Genomic DNA, 17207 nt, shown 5'->3' on the forward strand with positions numbered 1-17207 from the left:
GACGGAATCAAGAAGAAATCAATTCTTCCTCATTACTGTTTTTGTGAGCGTTTAGTAACTCCGAAGAGTTTTGTTCCAAAGAACTGGCTGCTCGCCACCAAACGCCCACGCTTATCGGCTGTATTTTTTAAGGATCCTGATTCAAAACCGGTCAACACCAGTCTTGAATTTCGTTGCCTGCTGCGATCAGCGAAGCCTTGTAGTGTATCACAGTTTTTTGAGCATCTCGCAAGAATTTTTCGATTTTTGCGAGGCAGTCGTTTGCTGCGATGGATCGAACTATAGCATAGGTTAAACCCTAGATCGGCAAGTTCTGACACAAAAGCTTCATGCTCCAGCGTGGTCTTTGAAGACCGGGAGATAGAGATAGCAGCCTGAACGGCCGCTATCTCTATCCAGGACATCCGGCCGCATCTGCCGCGTTCCGGAGCGGGCAACGATAATGCGCGCACGATGGCACTGATTACTTTGTTGAACGCCCAGCTGGCGTTCGGGCATGTGGCACTTCTGGACCACGCCGACTTCTCTCTGGAAACCAATGAGCGTGTAGGCCTGATCGGCCGCAATGGCGCCGGCAAGTCGTCGCTGCTCAAGATTCTGGGCGGACTGGCCAAGGCCGATGACGGACAGCTTCAGGTTCAGGGGAATATCCGCATCACCTATGTGGCGCAGGAGCCGGACCTGGACCTGGAGCACACCATTTTCCAGGCCGCGTCTGCGGGCATCACACAGGTGATCGCATTGCGCGACCGCTATCTGGCGGCCGCCGAAGGCGAGGATCTGGATGCACTGCAATCCCAGATCGAGGCTTATGACGCCTGGAACTGGGAACAACGCGTGCAAGAGACTCTGCAGCGCCTGCACCTGGACCCGGAGGCCGTAGTCGGCGCCCTGTCCGGCGGCACCCGCAAGCGCGTGGCGCTGGCCCAGGCCTTGGTGGCACGCCCCGATGTCCTGCTGCTGGACGAACCCACCAACCATCTGGATCTGGATTCCATCGAATGGCTGGAAGAGCTGCTGCTGACCTTCAAGGGCAGCGTGGTGACGATTACCCACGACCGGGCCTTTCTGGACCGCATCGCCACACGCATTGTCGAACTGGATCGCGGCGTGCTGCGCTCCTATCCTGGCAATTTCGCCCAGTACCAATTACAGAAGGAAGAGCAGCTCGCCCAGGAAGCCGTCATCAACGCCAAGGCCGACAAGCTGCTGGCCCAGGAGGAGATCTGGGTCCGCAAGGGTGTGGAAGCCCGCCGCACCCGCAGCCAGAGCCGCATCGGCCGCCTCGAACAGCTGCGCGCCAACCGCGAGGCCCGCCGCGATGCGCTGGGCGGCGTGAAGATGGATATCGCCTCCGGCAAGGGCGAAAGCTATCAGGGCAAGATCGTGGCCGAGCTCACGGAGGTCAGCAAAACCTTTGGCAGCAAGCAAATTGCGGACAGGTTCAGCGCCACCATTCTGCGCGGGGACAAGGTGGGCCTGATAGGCCCCAATGGCGCCGGCAAGACCACCTTGCTGAAAATGATTCTGGGCGAGCTGGAACCCGACACCGGCACGGTGCGCAGAGGCCTGAATCTGCAGGTCGCGTATTTCGACCAGATGCGCGACCAGGTGGACATGGATGCCACGCTGGAAGACTTCATCAGCCCGGGCAGCGAGTGGATAGAGATCGGCAACCAAAAAAAGCATGTGAAGAGCTATCTGGCGGACTTTCTGTTCTCGCCGGCGCGTGCGCATTCACCGGTGCGCTCCCTGTCGGGCGGCGAACGCAACCGCCTGCTGCTGGCCCGCTTGTTTGCACGCCCGGCCAATGTGCTGGTGCTGGACGAGCCGACCAACGACCTGGACATCGAAACCCTGGACATGCTGGAAGAGCTGCTGCAGCAATATGACGGCACGGTGTTCCTGGTCAGCCACGACCGGACCTTTCTCGACAATGTGGTGACCAGCACCATCGCCTGGGAAGGCCCGGGCCTGTGGCGCGAGTACGAAGGCGGGGTCACGGACTGGCTGACCCAGTCCCGCCGCAGCAAGGCCCTGGCCGAAGCCGCCCAGCCCAAGGCCGCCAAGGAGGAGTCCAAGCCGGCCGCCACCCGCAATGACGGCAAGCCCAAGCGCAAGCTCAGCTACAAGGAGCAGCGCGAGCTGGAAACGCTGCCCGAGCGCATTGCCGCGCTGGAGGCCGAGCAAAAGCAGATCCAGCAGGAGCTGGCCGACGGCAGCCTGTTTGCCTCCGACAACGCCAAGGCCGTGGCCATGCACCAGCGCGACGCGCAGATCGACGAGGAGTTGATGGAGGCGCTGGAGCGCTGGACCCAGCTGTCCGAATAGACGGTGCTACAAAAACAATGAGCGCCATGCGCTTGCCTTCATTAGATTTCAGACTGAAAATCCTCTGAAATCATTCAAGAGCAAGCGCAAGGCGCTCATTTTTTTGCTGCTTCAGATCCGGTGGTGAACCTGCTCCGAGCCGCCGCGCAGCTTGTTCAGCAGCACCGCCGCAATTTGCGGCAGCGGCAGGACTTCATCGGCCGCGCCATGGGCGATGGCCTCGCGCGGCATGCCAAAGACGATGCAGGTAGACTCGTCCTGCACCAGGTTGTAGCTGCCAGCATCGCGCATCTCGCGCATGGCTGCAGCGCCGTCGGCGCCCATGCCGGTGAGCATGATGCCGTAGGCATTGCGTCCGGCGCTGGCCGCCACGGACTTGAACAGCACTTCCACCGAGGGCTTGTGACGGTTTACCGGAGGCGCATCGTCAACCACGGCCACATAGTTGGCGCCGCTGCGCGTGATGGAGAAATGCTTGCCGCCGGGCGCGATATAGGCGTGACCCGGCAGTATGCGTTCGCCATGCGTGGCTTCCTTGACCGTCATCTGGCACAGGCTGTTGAGCCGCGCCGCGAAGCTGGTGGTAAAGCCCGGCGGCATATGCTGGGTGATGACGATGGCCGGGCAGTCGGCGGGCAGGTGGATGAGCACCTCGCGAATCGCCTCGGTGCCGCCCGTGGATGCGCCTATGGCGATGATTTTTTCGGTGGAGACCCGTCCCAGCAGGCTGGCCGCGGGCGCGGGGCGCGCCGCGGCTGGCTTGGCCGCGCCGCCGACCGCAACGCCGTGCGGCACCACGGGCAGGCGGTGCACCTGGGCCACGGCGGCCACGCGGATCTTTTCCACGATCTGCACCGCCAGATCCTGCAGGCCGTTGGCCACGCCGACCCGGGGCTTGGCCACGAAGTCTATGGCTCCGAGCTCCAGGGCGCGCATGGTGACCTCAGCGCCGCGCTCGGTCAGCGTGGAGATCATCAGCACCGGCATGGGGCGCAGGCGCATGAGCCGGCCCAGGAAATCGATGCCGTCCATGCGGGGCATCTCCACGTCCAGCGTGATCACGTCGGGATTGAGCTCACGGATCATCTCGCGCGCGATCAGCGGATCGTTGGCCGTGCCTATGCACTCCATATCGTGCTGGCGATTGATGATCTCGGCCAACAGGCTGCGCACCAGCGCAGAGTCGTCCACCACGATCACCCGGATTTTCTGCTTCATCAACTCTCAACCTTCCTCAAAACAGATCGACCGAGCCGCCTGCCGTATTGCGCGCCACAACGGCCGCGCTGCCACGAGCCAGCTCCTGCTGCTCCAGCGTCTCGGGATGGGCATGGGCCAGGCGCTTGACCATGGCCTTGCCCGAGGACGGAAAGAACACCACCTTGCGCGGATAGATGTCCAGCACGTCCTGCGAGACGATGGGAATGCGCTCGGTCTGCAAATAATCGGTCACAAAAGCCGTATTGCGCTCACCCACATTCATGGTGGTGAAATTGTGCATGACCTGGCCGCCGCCGAAGATCTTGGCCTGCATGGATTCGCGCCGCGCACCCTGCTTGAGCATTTCATTGATCAGCAGCTCCATGGCGTACGAACCGTAGCGCCCCGAGACATCGCTGCTGTCGCCCTCGGGCAGCATGAAGTGGTTCATGCCGCCCACCCGCATATTCCGGTCCCACAGGCAGGCCGCGATGCAGGAGCCCAGCACCGTGACGACGGCAATGTCCTCGCGCGAGACGAAATATTCGCCCGGCAGCACCTTGGCCGAGTTGAGCTGGAAATGCGGGTCGTAATAGAAGAACGAGGCCTCGCCGGCCAGGCGGGGCTGGGACTTGAGCTGCTCTAGCGACGAAGCGGGCGCAGGCGCCGACGGGTCGGGATAGTCCGCGGGCGTGAAACTGTTGATGCGCGCAGCACGCCTGCGCTCCTGTCCCGCGCCAACACCAAAAGCCGACAGATTCATGGTCTACTGCCCTGCCCTTCAAGTTCATTGGCGCTCATAGACCGTCTTGCCCTTGAGCACAAACAGGTCGCGCGAATCGCTGAAATTCTCGGCATGACCCACAAACAGCAGCCCGCCGGGCTGCATCACCCTGTGGATGCGCTCCAGCACGCGGCGCTGTGTGCCGGCGTCGAAATAAATCATCACGTTGCGGCAGAAGACCACATCAAATTGTTCGCGGAACGCATAGTCGCCCGCAATCAGGTTGACGTTGAGAAAGTCCACCATGCGCCGCAGCTCGGGCTTGATGCGCACCATGCCCGAGTTGCCGGCGCGTCCGCGCAGAAAGAAGCGGTGCAACCGCTCGGTGCTCACACCCTTGAGGTTTTCGGCCCGGTAGATGCCGCGCGAAGCCGTATCGAGCACGCGCGAATCGATGTCGCTGGCCGTGAGGTGAAAGCCGGCCGAAGCGCCCAGACTCTCCACCGCCGTCATCAGTATCGAATACGGCTCTTCACCCGTAGAGGCCGCGTTGCACCATACCTTCCAGCCATTGCCCGCGGGTTTGTGAGCCCGCAGGTGCTGGGCCAGGATCTCGAAATGGTGCTGCTCGCGGAAGAACGAGGTCAGATTGGTGGTCAGGGCGTTGACGAACTCCTGCCACTCGGGCCCATCGTTGATGGACTCCAGCCAGTCCAGATAGCTGGCAAAGCTCTCATGCCCGGTCTCGCGCAGGCGCCGGGACAGGCGGCTGTAGACCATGGCGTGCTTGCCGTCATGCAAGCTGATGCCCGCGCGCTTGTAGATCAGCGCCTGCACGCGCGCAAAGTCGCGGTTGGACCAGACAAACTCGCGCCCCTGCATCAGCGGCCCCGAGCCCAGCGGCACATCCTCCTCCAGCCCGGACTTGCCAGGAGAGGCCGCGAATGAGGTGGTACGGTCCAGATTCAGCACACCGGCCCCTGACAGCTTCAGGCCTCGGAGGCCACCAGGCCCATGTCGACATTGCCCATGAGCTTCTCAATGTCCAGCAGGATCAGCATGCGCTCGCCCACCGAGCCCAGGCCCAGGATGCAGCCGCTGTCGATGGCGCTTTCGATATCGGGAGCGGGACGCACGGCTTCGGCGGGCAGCTCCATCACATCGCTGACCGAATCCACCACGATGCCGACCACGCGGTTGCGCAGGTTCAGGATGATGACCACGGTGAAGGCGTTGTATTCCACCTCGGCGCAGTTGAAGCGCAGGCGCATGTCCACGATGGGCACGATGGTGCCGCGCAGATTGACCACGCCCTTGATGAATTCGGGTGCGTTGGCGATACGCGTGGGCTGTTCGTAGCCGCGGATTTCCTGCACCTTGAGGATGTCGATGCCATATTCCTCAGCGCCCAGGCGGAAGGTCAGATACTCGCGTGCGCCCGTGGCCACGCCCTCTGCAGTCTTGTTGGTCAGGTTCATTTCGGTTCCTTCGGCCCTGGGGCCGTACGAATGGGGTTATGGGCTTCAATCTCGGTTCAGTGGCGGGTGCGTCGCACCAGAGCGCCAGTGTCCAGAATCAGGGCCACCGAGCCGTCGCCCAGGATGGTGGCGCCCGAGACATTAGGCACCTTGCGGTAATTGCTCTCCAGGTTCTTCACCACCACCTGGTGCTGGCCCAGCAGCTCATCCACCAGCAGGGCCACCCGGCCACCTTCGGCCTCGACCACCACCATGATGTTGCTGGTCTGGCTCTCGTCGGCGCGCGGCACCTTGAAGGTGCGCTCCAGCGCGATCACCGGCATGTATTCATCGCGCACCTTGACCAGCTGCGTGCCGTTGGCCACGGTGCTCACATCGTCGGCATTGACCTGGAAGGACTCGACCACCGAGGACAGCGGCAGGATGTAGACCTCCTCGCCGACGCCGACCGACATGCCGTCCATGATGGCCAGCGTCAGCGGCAGACGCACCGCCACCTTCATGCCCTGGCCGGCGTTGGATTCGATCTCCACCGTGCCGCCCAGCGAGGTGATGTTGCGCTTGACCACATCCATGCCCACGCCGCGGCCCGAGACATCGGTCACCACGTCGGCCGTGGAGAAGCCGGGCGCAAAAATCAGCTGCCAGACCTCGCTGTCGGGCAGGGCGTCCGACACATCCATGCCGCGCTCGCGGGCCTTGCTCAGAATTTTTTCGCGGTTCATGCCGCGACCGTCGTCACGCACCTCGATGACGATGGAGCCGCCCTGGTGGGAGGCCGCCAGCGTCAGCGTGCCGTGATCGGACTTGCCCGCGGCCAGCCGGTCCTCGGGCAATTCGATGCCGTGGTCCACGCTGTTGCGTACCAGATGGGTCAGCGGGTCGGTGATCTTCTCGACCAGCCCCTTGTCGAGTTCGGTGGCCTCGCCCAGGGTGATGAGGTCGATCTTCTTGCCCAACTTGCCCGCCAGATCGCGCAGCATGCGCGGGAAGCGGCTGAACACGGTGGACATGGGAATCATGCGGATCGACATCACCGATTCCTGCAGGTCGCGCGTGTTGCGGTCCAGATCCGCAAGGCCCGCCAGCAGCTGCTGGTAGACCGCGGGGTCCAGGCCCTGGCTGTTCTGCGCCAGCATGGCCTGGGTGATGACCAGTTCGCCCACCAAATTGATGAGCTGGTCCACCTTCTTCACATCCACGCGGATGCTGGTGGACTCCATATGCGCAGCCGCGGCCTTGGGGCTGGCCTTCTGCGCCGCAGGCACGGCCGCACGCTCCGCATTCGAGAGCATGCCAGGCACACCCGGCGCACCGGGGAAAAAGCCGTATGCCTCTTCGGGCGGCAGATTGTTGGGCGGCTCCACGGCCTCGTCAGGCTCGATGGCTTCGGCGCCAGCGGAGGACTCGCTCATCGGAGCGGCCGCTGCCGCCTCGCTGATGTGCACCTGTTCCTTGGAGACATGGAACACGAACAGATCGCGCAGATCGTCGTCGGTAGACACCGTTTTGACCAGGAACAAGCGGTGATCCGCCTTGGGGCTGGGCTGATCCTGAATCGAGCCCAGGCCGGGAATATCGCGGAACAGTTCCTTGATGGAATCGCCCAGCTCCAGGCTGGCCAGCGGGCCGATCTCGATGTGCAGCACCCGCGCGCCGGCCGGTGGCTCGGTGCCGACCACGGCAGCTTCCGCGGCCGGCTCGGCCACCGAAGCCTGCTGGACCACCACCTCGACGGGGGCAAGCACGGGCGCGGCGGCGACAGCAGCGGTGGCGGTCTGCGCCGGCGCGGCGCGACCCACCTGAGGAATTTCCGTCAGGCCTCGGGCCAAGGCCTCGATGCGCACCACCAGCTCGGCCGTGGAGAGCGGCTCGCCCTCATCGCCCGACTGGTGACGTGCCAGCAGGCTGCGGCTGGCGTCCGCGGACTCCAGCAACACGTCCACCATCTCGGGGATGGGCGTGATCTCGTGACGGCGCAGCCTATCCAGCAGGGACTCCATGCGGTGCGTGAGCTCGGTCACATCCGAGAAACCAAAGGTCGCCGCCCCCCCCTTGATGGAGTGGGCGCAACGGAAGATGCCGTTGAGTTCCTCGTCATTGGCTGCGGACAGATCCAGGCTGAGCAGCATCTGCTCCATCTGGTCGAGGTTCTCGCTGGCTTCCTCGAAAAAAATTTGATAGAACTGACTGAGGTCGAAGTCTGCGCCCGCGCCTGCGCCATCCTGATGGGTATCCGCCATGGTGTTTCCTGCTGTTATTCGGTGTTATCGGCTCAACGGAGCACTTTCTGAATGACTTCGATCAGTCGATTGGGATCAAAGGGCTTGACCAGCCAGCCCGTGGCTCCCGCCGTGCGGCCCGCCTGCTTCATCTGGTCGCTGGACTCCGTGGTCAGAATGAGAATCGGTGTGCGCTGGAACTTCGGGTCTTCGCGCAGCTTGCGCGTGAGCCCTATGCCGTCGAGACGCGGCATGTTCTGGTCGGCCAGCACCAGATCTATGCTTTCCTTCTGCGCTTTTTCCAGCGCATCCACACCGTCGACGGCTTCCACCACCTTAAAGCCAGCACCGGTCAATGTGAAAGAAACCATCTTCCGCATCGAGGGGGAATCATCAACAGCCAGAATCGATTGCATTTACAGCTCCAACAGACGGGCAACGGGAAACAGGGTAGAAGGTCAAAACAGCTCCACGGAGCCCGCGTCCATTTCACTTTGAGTGACGGGATTGGGCTTGTCGGGCAGATTGGGGAGACTGGCGGCCGTGCCGTCCTCGTCCGCCCCCATGGCCGCCGCCCCCAGACGGAAGGCACAGGCATGCAAGGTATGTGCCATATGTGCGATCAGCTGGGAAGACATGTCGTGGAACTGCAGCTCGGTCACCGCCAGGCTCAAGGCCTCGCGGGCAGCAGCAAGCCCTGGAGAGTTGGGCTGACCGGAGTGCGACAATTGGACATTGGCCTCATCAAAGCGTTGCAGCAGGTTCTGCGTGGCATGGTCGAGCAGACCCTCGAGACGCTGCAAGTCACGCAGCGTGACGAGCAAGGCATCTTGCAGCTCTGCAGCCACCATGACAGGCACGGCAACCGCAGGCAAACCCGATGAGTTTTGCATTGTCTGCATTGTTACTCCAACAGCGAAAAAGCCCTCTCATGGCGGCCCGGCCGCCATGCACCACGCAATGAACCGGCCGCTGCCATCGCCACGGCTGCTACCGCAACCCGACTTGACGACCAACGCACCCAATGTTCCAAAATGTATCCAATGATAGCGTCCTTGGCTATGCGCAATCGCAGGAACAGCCCTTGAACATCCTCCATATTGAAGACTCTGCCGCAGATCAGGCCCTGGCGCGGCTGAGCCTCAAGCGCGGCGGGCTTGCATGCGAGCTCACGGCCGTGGACAGTCTGCAGGCCGTCAGCGACGCCCTGAAGACCCGGGGTTTCGACCTGATCCTGGCCGACTACCACCTGTCGGGCTTTACCGCGCTTGACGTCTGGGAACTGGTACGCGCCCGCCCCGCGCACCCGCCCTTCGTGCTGCTGTCGGGGGCGATTGGCGAGGCGGCGGCCGTGGACATCATGCGCCTGGGCATCAGCGACTATCTGCTCAAGGACCAGATCACCAGCCTGCCGCGCGTCGTCAAGCGCGCGCTCGAGGTGCATGAGGCCAGACTGGCACGCCATCGCGCCATGCAGGAGCTGGCGGCCTCCGAAAAGCGTCTGGCCGAATTGACCGAGCATCTGCACACCAGCATCGAGCAGGAACGCTCCAATATTTCACGAGAAATTCATGACGATATCGGCGGCTCGCTCACCGCCGTCAAGTTCGATCTGGCCTGGATCTCCCGCAACAGCCCCGAAGGCTCCATGCGCGAGCATGCCAGGTCCGCCCTGGAAATGCTGGAGCACGCGCTGGGCGCCAGCCAGCGCATCATGCAGAACCTGCGCCCGCCCGTGCTGGACCAGGGTCTGGTCGCCGCCGTGCAATGGCTGGCCCAGGACTTCGAGCGCCGCACCGGCATCGCCGCCAGGCTGCGGACCAGCCGCGAGCACATGGAGGTGGAGCCTGCGCTGCAGGTGGTGGTCTACCGCACGGCACAGGAATCCCTGACCAATATCCACAAGCATGCACAAGCCAGCCGGGTGGAGCTGGACCTGTCCGACCACGAAGGTTTTTTGACACTGGAAGTAACAGACAACGGCATGGGCCTGGGCCCGCAGGCACGGGACAAGCCGCAGTCCTTCGGCCTGCGCGGCCTGAGCGAGCGCGCACGTACCGTACAAGGCTGGTTGGATGTAAGTAGCCAAGCGGGCAAGGGAACCTCTATCATTCTCACCATTCCGCTGGCTGATACCCAAAAAACATGAGCGCCCGGCCATAGCCCATGTTGCGACTGCCAACTGTTTCCCTGGGAGAACGACCTTGATCCACGTGGTGCTATGCGATGACCATGCCATCTTGCGAAGAGGCATACGCGACACCTTGGCCGAAGCCGCGGACATCATCGTCACCGCCGAGGCCGGCAGCTATGCCGAACTGCGCGAACAGCTGCGCACCGCCGCCTGCGACGTGCTGCTGCTGGACATCAACATGCCGGGCCGCAACGGACTCGAAGTGCTGGCCAGCGTGCGCGAGACCCATCCGCAGATCCGCGTCATCATGGTCTCCATGTACCCAGAGGACCAGTATGCGCTGCGCTGCATCAAGGCCGGCGCGGCAGGCTATGCCAACAAGGCGGGTGACCCGGTGCTGCTCATCGATGCCGTCCACACCGTGCACGGCGGGCGCAAGTACCTGACCGCCGAAGTGGCCCAGATGCTGGCCGACAGCCTGGCCCAGCCCAGCCCTCCGGTTTTGCACGAGAGCCTGTCGGAGCGCGAGATGCAGACCCTGGTGAAGATTGCGGGCGGCCAGCGGCTTACCGATATCGCGCAGGAGCTGATGCTGAGCCCGAAGACGGTCAGCGTGTACCGGGCGCGCGTGCTGGAGAAGCTGGGCATGAGCAGCAACGCCGAGCTCACGGCCTATGCCATACACAACCAGCTGATCTAGAGACTGCGCCAAGCGGCCGGCCCGCAGGCTCGGCAGCCCAGGGCATGCCGCATGCCTAGACCCCGAAAATCGCTATGCCTTTTTGCAGCAGCGCCACCAGCGGCTGCTCCAGCAGCGGCAGCGTCGCCACCAGCCCCGTGAGCCCCACGGTCAGCGTGACGGGAAAACCCACGGCATAGATGTTCATCTGCGGCGCCACGCGCGAGATGATGCCCAGCACCAGATTCACGAACAGCAGCATGGCAATCATGGGCAGGGCGATCCAGAAGGCACTGGAAAACACGGCACTGCCCATCTCGTGCAGCCTCATCTGGGCAATCGCATGCATGAAGTTGCCGTCGACCGGAAAGGCCTCGAAGCTCTTGAGCACGGCCATCAGCACCAGCAGGTGACCGTTGATGACAATGAACAGCAGCGTGGCGATCTGCACCATGAAACGCGCCACGGCGCTGAGCTGGGCATTGCTGGTCGGGTCGAAGAAGGAAGCGAAGTTCAGGCCCATCTGCAGGCCCACCACCTCGCCGGCCACCTCCACCGCGGCCATCACCAGACGCACGGCAAAGCCGACCGAGAGCCCGACCACGACCTGCTGCACCAGCGTGCCCAGCGCCTGCGCCGAGGCAATGCTGACCACAGGCTGTTCCCCCAGCACCGGCTGGGCGCACAGCGCCACCAGAAAGGCCAGGCCGACCTTGAGCCGCATGGGAATGACGCGCTGCGAAAACACGGGCGCCGTGGTGAACAGCGCCAGCACGCGCACAAAAGGCCAGATCAGGGGCGACAGCCAGGCCGCGATCTGGGCTTCGCTGAACGAGATCATCCGACCGAACCGGGAATGCTTTCGATGGTGCGGCGGATGAAATCCACCAGCGTGGACAGCATCCAGGGCCCGGCCACGGCAAACACCAGCACGGCGGCCAGCAGCTTGGGCACAAAGGCCAGGGTCGCCTCATGCACCTGGGTGACGGCCTGGAAGACGCTCACGATCAGGCCCACGGCCATGACCACGCCCAGCACCGGCATGGAGATCATCAGCAGCAGGGTCAGCGCCTCGCGGCCAAATGTCAGAACAAACTGAGAAGTCATGACGTTCTCTTAAAGCTTCAAAAAAACAGCAACGCCTGAAACTGGCGTGGCCCAATGCTCAGGACACCGAGGAAGGGCCGCCCCGCACCGAGGGTGTCGTCTCCCTCCCTTAGCGCGAAGCGCGTAGAGAGAGGGGAAGGCGCGAAGCGACTCAGGGGGAGCCTCATGTCGCAAAGCTGGCGGCCAGAGAGCCGATGATGAGATTCCAGCCGTCGGCCAGCACAAACAGCATGAGCTTGAAGGGCAGGGCCACCAGCACGGGCGAGAGCATCATCATGCCCAGCGACATGAGGATGGAAGACACCACCATGTCGATGACCAGAAACGGGATGAAGATCATGAAGCCGATCTGGAACGCGGTCTTCAGCTCGCTGGTCACAAAAGCCGGCACCAGCACGCGCAGCGGCGCGGTTTCGGCGGTGACATTGGCATCCAGCTTGGCCAGACGCTTGAACAGCGAAAAATCCGACTGGCGCGTCTGCTTGAGCATGAAGCTGCGCATGGGCGCCTCGGCCTTGTCCAGGGCCTGCTCGAAGGAGATGCTGTTCTGGGTATAGGGCAGGTAGGCCTCCTGGTACACCTTGTCCAGCGTGGGCCCCATCACGAACATGGTCAGGAACAGCGACAGCCCGATCACCACCTGATTGGGCGGCGCGGACTGCGTGCCCAGCGCCTGGCGCAGCAGCGACAGCACGATGACGATGCGGGTGAAGCCCGTCATCAGCAGCAGAATGGCCGGCAGAAACGACAGTGCCGTAAAGAACAGCAGCGTCTGTATGGGCACCGAATAGCTGCTGCCGCCCGCGCCCTGCCCGACCAGCAAGGGCAGGCTGGCGGGAGCCCCCTGGGCCACTGCAGCCAAGGGCATGAGCAGCGCGGCAACGGCAGCGGCGCGAAATGCGAACTTAGACATTTCCTGAATCCCGGGCCCGCGCCAGCGAATCGGTGAACGATGGCGTGGATGGCGCATTCGCTACAAAGGAATGCGCAGATTGCGCAGAATTCCTATGGGCTTGAAGCACATGCAGGCAGTGAATCTGCTGCGCCGTCACGCCCAGCACCAGGCGCACGGCCTCGTCGCCCTCGCCCACCAGCACGGTCACCACGCGCTGCTGCGGGCCTATGGACAGACTGCCCAGCACCTGCGATGGCAGGGGCGCCGCACCGCGCGCCATGCCCAGGCTGCGCGGCAGCAGGTTCTTGTGCTGCAGACGGCGCACCAGCCACGGCAGCACGGCCATGGCCGCCACAAACAGGACCACGAGAATCAGCGTGGGCCACATGGAAGGGGCCGCGCCCGCAGTGGAATCAAGCACGGCTGACCCGGCGCAGACGTTCGGAAGGGGTCACCACATCGGTGAGGCGGATGCCGAACTTGTCGTTGACCACCACCACTTCGCCCTGGGCGATCAGATAGCCGTTGACCAGCACGTCCATGGGCTCGCCGGCCAGCGCGTCCAGCTCCACCACCGAGCCCTGGGCCAGCTGCAGAATGTATTTGATGGGCACCTTGGTGCGGCCCAGCTCCACCGACAACTGCACCGGGATGTCCAGCACCATGTTGATGTCGTGCACCGGCACATCGCCATAGGGACGCGAAGCGTCGCCCGAGAGCGGACCACCCTGCTCGGAAACATCGGGGCCGGCAGCGGCCTCGTCATGCTGACGCTGCTCTTCCAGCGCTTCGGCCCAGCCGGAGAAAGGATCATCGCCCGCGGGCTTGTTGTCATCAATTGCCATGGTTCTCTCCCACCCAGCCTGAATCGCCGCCCCGCAGGCAGCGCTCCACGCGGATTGCATATTTGTCGTTGTGCGTGCCGTACTGGCACTCGAAAATCGGTACCCCGCTGATGGAGGCATGGATCAGCGGCTCCCGGTCCAGCTCGATGAAGTCACCGGGGCGCATGGCCAGCAGTTGCTCCACCGTCGCATCGGCACGGGCCAGCTCGGCCACCAGCGTCACATCGGCGGCCTGGATCTCGCGCGTGAGCACCTTGACCCAGCGGCGGTCCACCTCGATGGCATCGCCCTGCGTGGAGGAATACAGCACGTCGCGGATGGGCTCCATCGTTGCATAGGGCATGCAGATATGGATGGAGCCGGTGATATCGCCGATTTCCAGCTGGAAGGCCGTGGAAACGACGATTTCGCTGGGCGTGGCGATATTGGCGAACTGGGGCTGCATCTCCGAGCGCTGATAGACCAGCTCCAGCGGATAGATGCCATGCCAGGCTTTCTTGTATTCCTCGCAGATCACATTGACCAGGCGATTGATCACGCGCTGCTCGGTGTGCGAGAAGTCGCGGCCCTCGATACGGGTCTGCAGGCGGCCGGTGCCGCCGTACAGCGTGTCGATGACGCCGAAGACCAGCGAGGGATCGCAGACCACCAGACCGTTGCCGCGCAGCGGACGGATGGCCACGATGTTGAAGTTGGTCGGAACCACCAGCTCGCGCAGAAAAGCGCTGTAGCGCTGCACGCTGACCGTACCCACCGAAACCTCGGGGCTGCGGCGGATGAAGTTGAACAGGCCGATGCGGAAATTGCGCGCAAAACGTTCGTTGACGATCTCCATGGTGGGCATGCGCCCACGCACGATGCGCTCCTGGCTGGAGATGTCGTAATTGCGGACCTGGCCAAGCTCGATCGACTCCACCTCGGAGCGCTGGCTTTCGCCGGTTACCCCCTCCAGAAGAGCATCAACCTCTTCCTGGGAGAGAAAAGAATCGCTCATGCGCTTCTCCCTGTTTACTGGATGATGAAGCTGGAGAACAGCACGCGGCGCACGGGGCTCTTGCGGCTGGTGCGAGGGCTGTCGTCTTCCTCATCGTCGTCGCGCGCCCGCTTCTTGGCGCTGGCGCCATAGCCCAGCGGTGCCGAAACCTCGGTCAGGATGTCCTCCGTGGCCAGCTTTTCCTTGCCTTCGCGCGCCAGCAGCTCGTCGGCCGTGCGCTGGGACACCAGCATCAGAATGCCGCTGCGGATGCTGGGCAGGTATTGCTTGACGGTGGAAGCCGTCTTCTCGTCGGCCAGCTCCAGCGTGATGCCCAGCTGCACAAAGCGATCGCCGCCGGGGTCGGCCAGATTGGCCACCATATTGTCCAGCGGCAGAAAGGTCGGCACCGTGGCGTGGGACGAGGCGCTCTCCTCGCCGTCCGCACCACTGTGCTGGCGCTGCTGCATCATCCACACATAGGCGCCTGCCGCCACAATGGCCAGCACGGCAATGATGGCCACGATGACGATCAGCTTCTTGCTTTTGGCTGGAGCAGGGGAGGCATTGGGATTGGCTGACACGGCGGGTATTCCTCAAAAGTGAGGGACTGCATCCGCCTCGCTGCCATTGCCGCGACACGAAAGGTCCACACCGAAATTATTGGCCGCCTGCCCCCGACGCCATTGCCGGAATAAAAGTGCGAAATCCTGATTGATCGGGGGTTCACCGCGCGTCCGGCCCGCTCTATGGTGCCGGACGACGCCCAGACCGCAGCGGGCTCAGCCCCTCACCCGGGGCTGTACCTGGCCGCGCCCGCCCGGCGCGGGCTAGACGAACAGATCCACGCCGACTTGCGGCGCGCGGGCTCGCGGCTCCGTGCCGGACAGCTCCGCGGCACTCACGGACACCCGCGCCATCTTGGCGGTGCCGCGCTCTTCAGGCTGGTTGCCGCCTGCGCCCTGCTGCTGGGCCGAACCCGCGTCCACGCTGACGCCGGCCAGGTTCAGGCCTTGATCCTGCAGCAGCTCGCGCAACTGGGTCTGGCCCTCGGCCAGCAACTGGCGGGATTGCGGATCGTCGGAGGCAAAGCGTACATGGGCCTCCTGGCCATTGAGCTGGACCTGGACCTGTATGGGCTTGCCCTCATGCTGGATCGAAAGCGCGGCATTCTGGGTTTTCTGATGAACCCAGAACGCCACCTGCTCGGACACCTCCTGCTCGCGCTCCGTGGGTGCCGCATACTGAGCGGCCTGCGCCAAGCCCGAAGCATCCTGCCCCTGGCCCTGCATGCCGCCCCCTGCGGCGCCCATGGCTCCGCCAAGCGCCGCAGCGGCGGTCAGCAGCTCGTGCCCTCCGGACGCCGCTGCCGGCCTGTCCGCAGCAGCGCCCTCGGCCTGCGCGGAACGCGTGGCACGCAGCAAATCCTTGAGACCTTCCAGCGCCTGCGGCTGCACGGCGCTCATGCCTTGCAGGCTGATGCCGGACTCGGCCTGAGCCTGGACCCGGGGCGCAAGCGACTCCGCGCGTGGCGCGGGCTGCTCACTGCCCGCCAGCTGCTGCAGGCCTTGCTGATTCCGCTCGGCCGCGAGCGGACTCTTGTCCGGGTCCTGGGTCGGCGTCGCATCGCTAACAGAATTGATAGCTGCAGGCGCTTGACTGTCTTGGGTTTTCTGCAGATTCTGCGGAAGGTCCTTGGCCATAAAAGCCGCATGCGCTCCTGCGCCGGCATCGGCGCCGCCCACCTCGAGAGCCTGGCGGTGAGCGAGCAGGGTCGCACTGCCACGACCCGAAAGAAAGTCCGCGGCCACGCCCTGGCGCAGATCGGCATCGCCCTGCGTGTCCAGTCGCTGAGTCTGCCCGACCAGGCTCATCCAGGGCGCATGCAGCAGGGCGCCCGGCTGCAGCTCCGGCGCCGCCAGAACCTGGGGAGCCGTCTTTTCCTCGGGCTCCTCGCCCGGCACCAGCTGCTGCAGACCGGTGGCCGCAAATCCGTCCAGCGCGGCCAGCAGCGACGAAAAACCCGGAGCTTCGTCGCCTGCGGCCCCTGCGGTTTTCGCCGAGGCCAGGCTTTGCGCGCCGACCCTGGCGGTGCGCAGCTCGCCGCTGCGGGGAGTATCAATCTTGGTTTCCGCCATGGTCAGGCCTCCTGAAGCTGCAAGCCGAAGCTGCGCCGAAAAAACTGGATCGCCGCGCGCTCGTCGGTGTCTTTTTGCTCGCGGCGCATCTGGGCCAGCGCCAGGTCGCGCTTGCGTGCCTGCACCACCTTCTGCAGGCTGGTCACGCGCAGCTCCGCCGCCAGCAAGGCCTGGCGCGCCGTCTCGAGGCGGATGTCCACATCGGCCACCATGCGGGTCTGCAGACCGATCGCATGCTGCAGCCGCTCCATGAACTGGTACTGGTGATGCATGACCTCGGGCTGCACGGCCAGGCCCTCCTGGGCGCCCCAGCGGTTCTGCATCTCCAGCACATAGCCTTGCAACTGATCCATCTGGGCCTGTGCCGCACGCTGCGCGCTCTGGCGCTCCTGCAAGGCGGTGCGGGCCGCATCACGCTTTCGCTCGGCGGCTTCGATGGCGACGCTCAGGGCATTCAAGGACGACATGCGGCAGTTCCCCT

Annotated in this window: 20 protein-coding genes; 4 read left to right on the plus strand and 16 right to left on the minus strand. The window is 63.8% G+C overall.

Annotated features, from left to right (window positions below):
• Nucleotides 1–285 (plus strand): hypothetical protein (locus AB6724_RS04275; protein ID WP_369337274.1); only part of this gene is annotated, 285 nt, incomplete at its 5' end.
• A 168-nt stretch (nt 286–453) separates the two neighbouring features.
• Entirely contained in the window at nt 454–2331 is a 1878-nt protein-coding gene (gene abc-f, locus AB6724_RS04280) for a ribosomal protection-like ABC-F family protein (RefSeq protein ID WP_369337275.1), read from the plus strand.
• A gap of 111 nt (nt 2332–2442) precedes the next feature.
• On the opposite strand, the gene AB6724_RS04285 is transcribed toward abc-f, so the two are convergent.
• From AB6724_RS04285 to AB6724_RS04315, 7 genes are read right to left on the minus strand one after another with little or no spacing between them, the layout of a single operon-like run.
• Nucleotides 2443–3549, minus strand: a complete 1107-nt coding sequence (locus AB6724_RS04285; RefSeq protein WP_369337276.1) for a protein-glutamate methylesterase/protein-glutamine glutaminase — start codon at nt 3547–3549, stop codon at nt 2443–2445.
• Between the two features lie 16 nt (nt 3550–3565).
• Nucleotides 3566–4294: a chemoreceptor glutamine deamidase CheD gene (gene cheD / locus AB6724_RS04290; protein ID WP_369337277.1), complete on the minus strand. Its 729-nt coding sequence runs from the start codon at nt 4292–4294 to the stop codon at nt 3566–3568.
• Nucleotides 4295–4318: 24 nt separating this feature from the next.
• Nucleotides 4319–5227: a CheR family methyltransferase gene (locus tag AB6724_RS04295; protein ID WP_369337278.1), complete on the minus strand. Its 909-nt coding sequence runs from the start codon at nt 5225–5227 to the stop codon at nt 4319–4321.
• Nucleotides 5228–5244: 17 nt separating this feature from the next.
• Nucleotides 5245–5733, minus strand: coding sequence for a chemotaxis protein CheW (locus tag AB6724_RS04300; RefSeq protein ID WP_369337279.1), 489 nt, complete (start codon nt 5731–5733; stop codon nt 5245–5247).
• Nucleotides 5734–5789: 56 nt separating this feature from the next.
• Complete coding sequence (locus tag AB6724_RS04305; protein WP_369337280.1) at nt 5790–7976, minus strand: chemotaxis protein CheW; 2187 nt, start codon at nt 7974–7976, stop codon at nt 5790–5792.
• 32 nt (nt 7977–8008) lie between these two features.
• On the minus strand, nt 8009–8371 hold the full coding sequence (locus AB6724_RS04310) for a response regulator (RefSeq protein ID WP_369337281.1): 363 nt from the start codon (nt 8369–8371) through the stop codon (nt 8009–8011).
• 42 nt (nt 8372–8413) lie between these two features.
• A complete protein-coding gene (locus AB6724_RS04315; protein ID WP_369337282.1) occupies nt 8414–8857 on the minus strand; it encodes a hypothetical protein in 444 nt (147 codons plus the stop codon).
• A 122-nt stretch (nt 8858–8979) separates the two neighbouring features.
• On the opposite strand from AB6724_RS04315, the gene AB6724_RS04320 reads away from it, so the two are divergent.
• Nucleotides 8980–10104, plus strand: coding sequence for a hybrid sensor histidine kinase/response regulator (locus AB6724_RS04320; protein ID WP_369337283.1), 1125 nt, complete (start codon nt 8980–8982; stop codon nt 10102–10104).
• 55 nt (nt 10105–10159) lie between these two features.
• Complete coding sequence (locus AB6724_RS04325) at nt 10160–10789, plus strand: response regulator (RefSeq protein WP_369337284.1); 630 nt, start codon at nt 10160–10162, stop codon at nt 10787–10789.
• 55 nt (nt 10790–10844) lie between these two features.
• Here the strand turns inward: AB6724_RS04325 and fliR are convergent, their stop codons facing one another.
• The 9 genes from fliR to fliJ form a co-directional block, all read right to left on the minus strand.
• Entirely contained in the window at nt 10845–11609 is a 765-nt protein-coding gene (fliR, locus tag AB6724_RS04330) for a flagellar biosynthetic protein FliR (protein ID WP_369337285.1), read from the minus strand.
• Nucleotides 11606–11875 (minus strand): flagellar biosynthesis protein FliQ, encoded by a 270-nt coding sequence (gene fliQ, locus AB6724_RS04335; RefSeq protein ID WP_369337286.1) that lies wholly within the window; start codon nt 11873–11875, stop codon nt 11606–11608. The genes fliR and fliQ overlap by 4 nt, the downstream gene beginning before the upstream one ends.
• Nucleotides 11876–12038: 163 nt before the next feature.
• Complete coding sequence (gene fliP, locus AB6724_RS04340) at nt 12039–12788, minus strand: flagellar type III secretion system pore protein FliP (RefSeq protein ID WP_369337287.1); 750 nt, start codon at nt 12786–12788, stop codon at nt 12039–12041.
• Nucleotides 12781–13158 (minus strand): FliO/MopB family protein, encoded by a 378-nt coding sequence (locus AB6724_RS04345; protein ID WP_369337503.1) that lies wholly within the window; start codon nt 13156–13158, stop codon nt 12781–12783. Before AB6724_RS04345 ends, fliP begins: the two co-directional genes overlap by 8 nt.
• 25 nt (nt 13159–13183) lie before the next feature.
• Nucleotides 13184–13615 carry a flagellar motor switch protein FliN gene (gene fliN, locus AB6724_RS04350; RefSeq protein ID WP_369337288.1) on the minus strand — a complete coding sequence of 144 codons (432 nt, stop codon included), beginning with the start codon at nt 13613–13615 and terminating at the stop codon, nt 13184–13186.
• A complete protein-coding gene (fliM, locus tag AB6724_RS04355; RefSeq protein WP_369337289.1) occupies nt 13605–14609 on the minus strand; it encodes a flagellar motor switch protein FliM in 1005 nt (334 codons plus the stop codon). Before fliM ends, fliN begins: the two co-directional genes overlap by 11 nt.
• 14 nt (nt 14610–14623) lie before the next feature.
• Complete coding sequence (locus AB6724_RS04360) at nt 14624–15172, minus strand: flagellar basal body-associated FliL family protein (RefSeq protein WP_369337290.1); 549 nt, start codon at nt 15170–15172, stop codon at nt 14624–14626.
• A gap of 246 nt (nt 15173–15418) precedes the next feature.
• Nucleotides 15419–16726: a flagellar hook-length control protein FliK gene (locus tag AB6724_RS04365; RefSeq protein ID WP_369337291.1), complete on the minus strand. Its 1308-nt coding sequence runs from the start codon at nt 16724–16726 to the stop codon at nt 15419–15421.
• 2 nt (nt 16727–16728) lie between these two features.
• The gene (gene fliJ, locus AB6724_RS04370; RefSeq protein ID WP_369337292.1) at nt 16729–17193 is read right to left on the minus strand and encodes a flagellar export protein FliJ; all 465 of its coding nucleotides are present in this window, start codon (nt 17191–17193) and stop codon (nt 16729–16731) included.
• Nucleotides 17194–17207 lie beyond the last annotated feature (14 nt).

Origin of the sequence: Comamonas guangdongensis (genome assembly GCF_041079535.1) — a bacterium.
Taxonomy (GTDB): Bacteria; Pseudomonadota; Gammaproteobacteria; order Burkholderiales; family Burkholderiaceae_C; genus Comamonas; species Comamonas guangdongensis.

What these genes read in the sequence shown, in the direction of transcription:
- abc-f (WP_369337275.1), top strand. Translation starts at nt 454, where the DNA reads ATGGCACTGATTACTTTGTTGAACGCCCAGCTGGCGTTCGGGCATGTG.
- AB6724_RS04285 (WP_369337276.1), bottom strand. Translation starts at nt 3,549, where the DNA reads ATGAAGCAGAAAATCCGGGTGATCGTGGTGGACGACTCTGCGCTGGTG.
- cheD (WP_369337277.1), bottom strand. Translation starts at nt 4,294, where the DNA reads ATGAATCTGTCGGCTTTTGGTGTTGGCGCGGGACAGGAGCGCAGGCGT.
- AB6724_RS04300 (WP_369337279.1), bottom strand. Translation starts at nt 5,733, where the DNA reads ATGAACCTGACCAACAAGACTGCAGAGGGCGTGGCCACGGGCGCACGC.
- AB6724_RS04305 (WP_369337280.1), bottom strand. Translation starts at nt 7,976, where the DNA reads ATGGCGGATACCCATCAGGATGGCGCAGGCGCGGGCGCAGACTTCGAC.
- AB6724_RS04310 (WP_369337281.1), bottom strand. Translation starts at nt 8,371, where the DNA reads ATGCAATCGATTCTGGCTGTTGATGATTCCCCCTCGATGCGGAAGATG.
- AB6724_RS04315 (WP_369337282.1), bottom strand. Translation starts at nt 8,857, where the DNA reads ATGCAGACAATGCAAAACTCATCGGGTTTGCCTGCGGTTGCCGTGCCT.
- AB6724_RS04320 (WP_369337283.1), top strand. Translation starts at nt 8,980, where the DNA reads ATGTTCCAAAATGTATCCAATGATAGCGTCCTTGGCTATGCGCAATCG.
- fliR (WP_369337285.1), bottom strand. Translation starts at nt 11,609, where the DNA reads ATGATCTCGTTCAGCGAAGCCCAGATCGCGGCCTGGCTGTCGCCCCTG.
- fliQ (WP_369337286.1), bottom strand. Translation starts at nt 11,875, where the DNA reads ATGACTTCTCAGTTTGTTCTGACATTTGGCCGCGAGGCGCTGACCCTG.
- fliP (WP_369337287.1), bottom strand. Translation starts at nt 12,788, where the DNA reads ATGTCTAAGTTCGCATTTCGCGCCGCTGCCGTTGCCGCGCTGCTCATG.
- AB6724_RS04345 (WP_369337503.1), bottom strand. Translation starts at nt 13,158, where the DNA reads ATGTGGCCCACGCTGATTCTCGTGGTCCTGTTTGTGGCGGCCATGGCC.
- fliN (WP_369337288.1), bottom strand. Translation starts at nt 13,615, where the DNA reads ATGGCAATTGATGACAACAAGCCCGCGGGCGATGATCCTTTCTCCGGC.
- fliM (WP_369337289.1), bottom strand. Translation starts at nt 14,609, where the DNA reads ATGAGCGATTCTTTTCTCTCCCAGGAAGAGGTTGATGCTCTTCTGGAG.
- AB6724_RS04365 (WP_369337291.1), bottom strand. Translation starts at nt 16,726, where the DNA reads ATGGCGGAAACCAAGATTGATACTCCCCGCAGCGGCGAGCTGCGCACC.
- fliJ (WP_369337292.1), bottom strand. Translation starts at nt 17,193, where the DNA reads ATGTCGTCCTTGAATGCCCTGAGCGTCGCCATCGAAGCCGCCGAGCGA.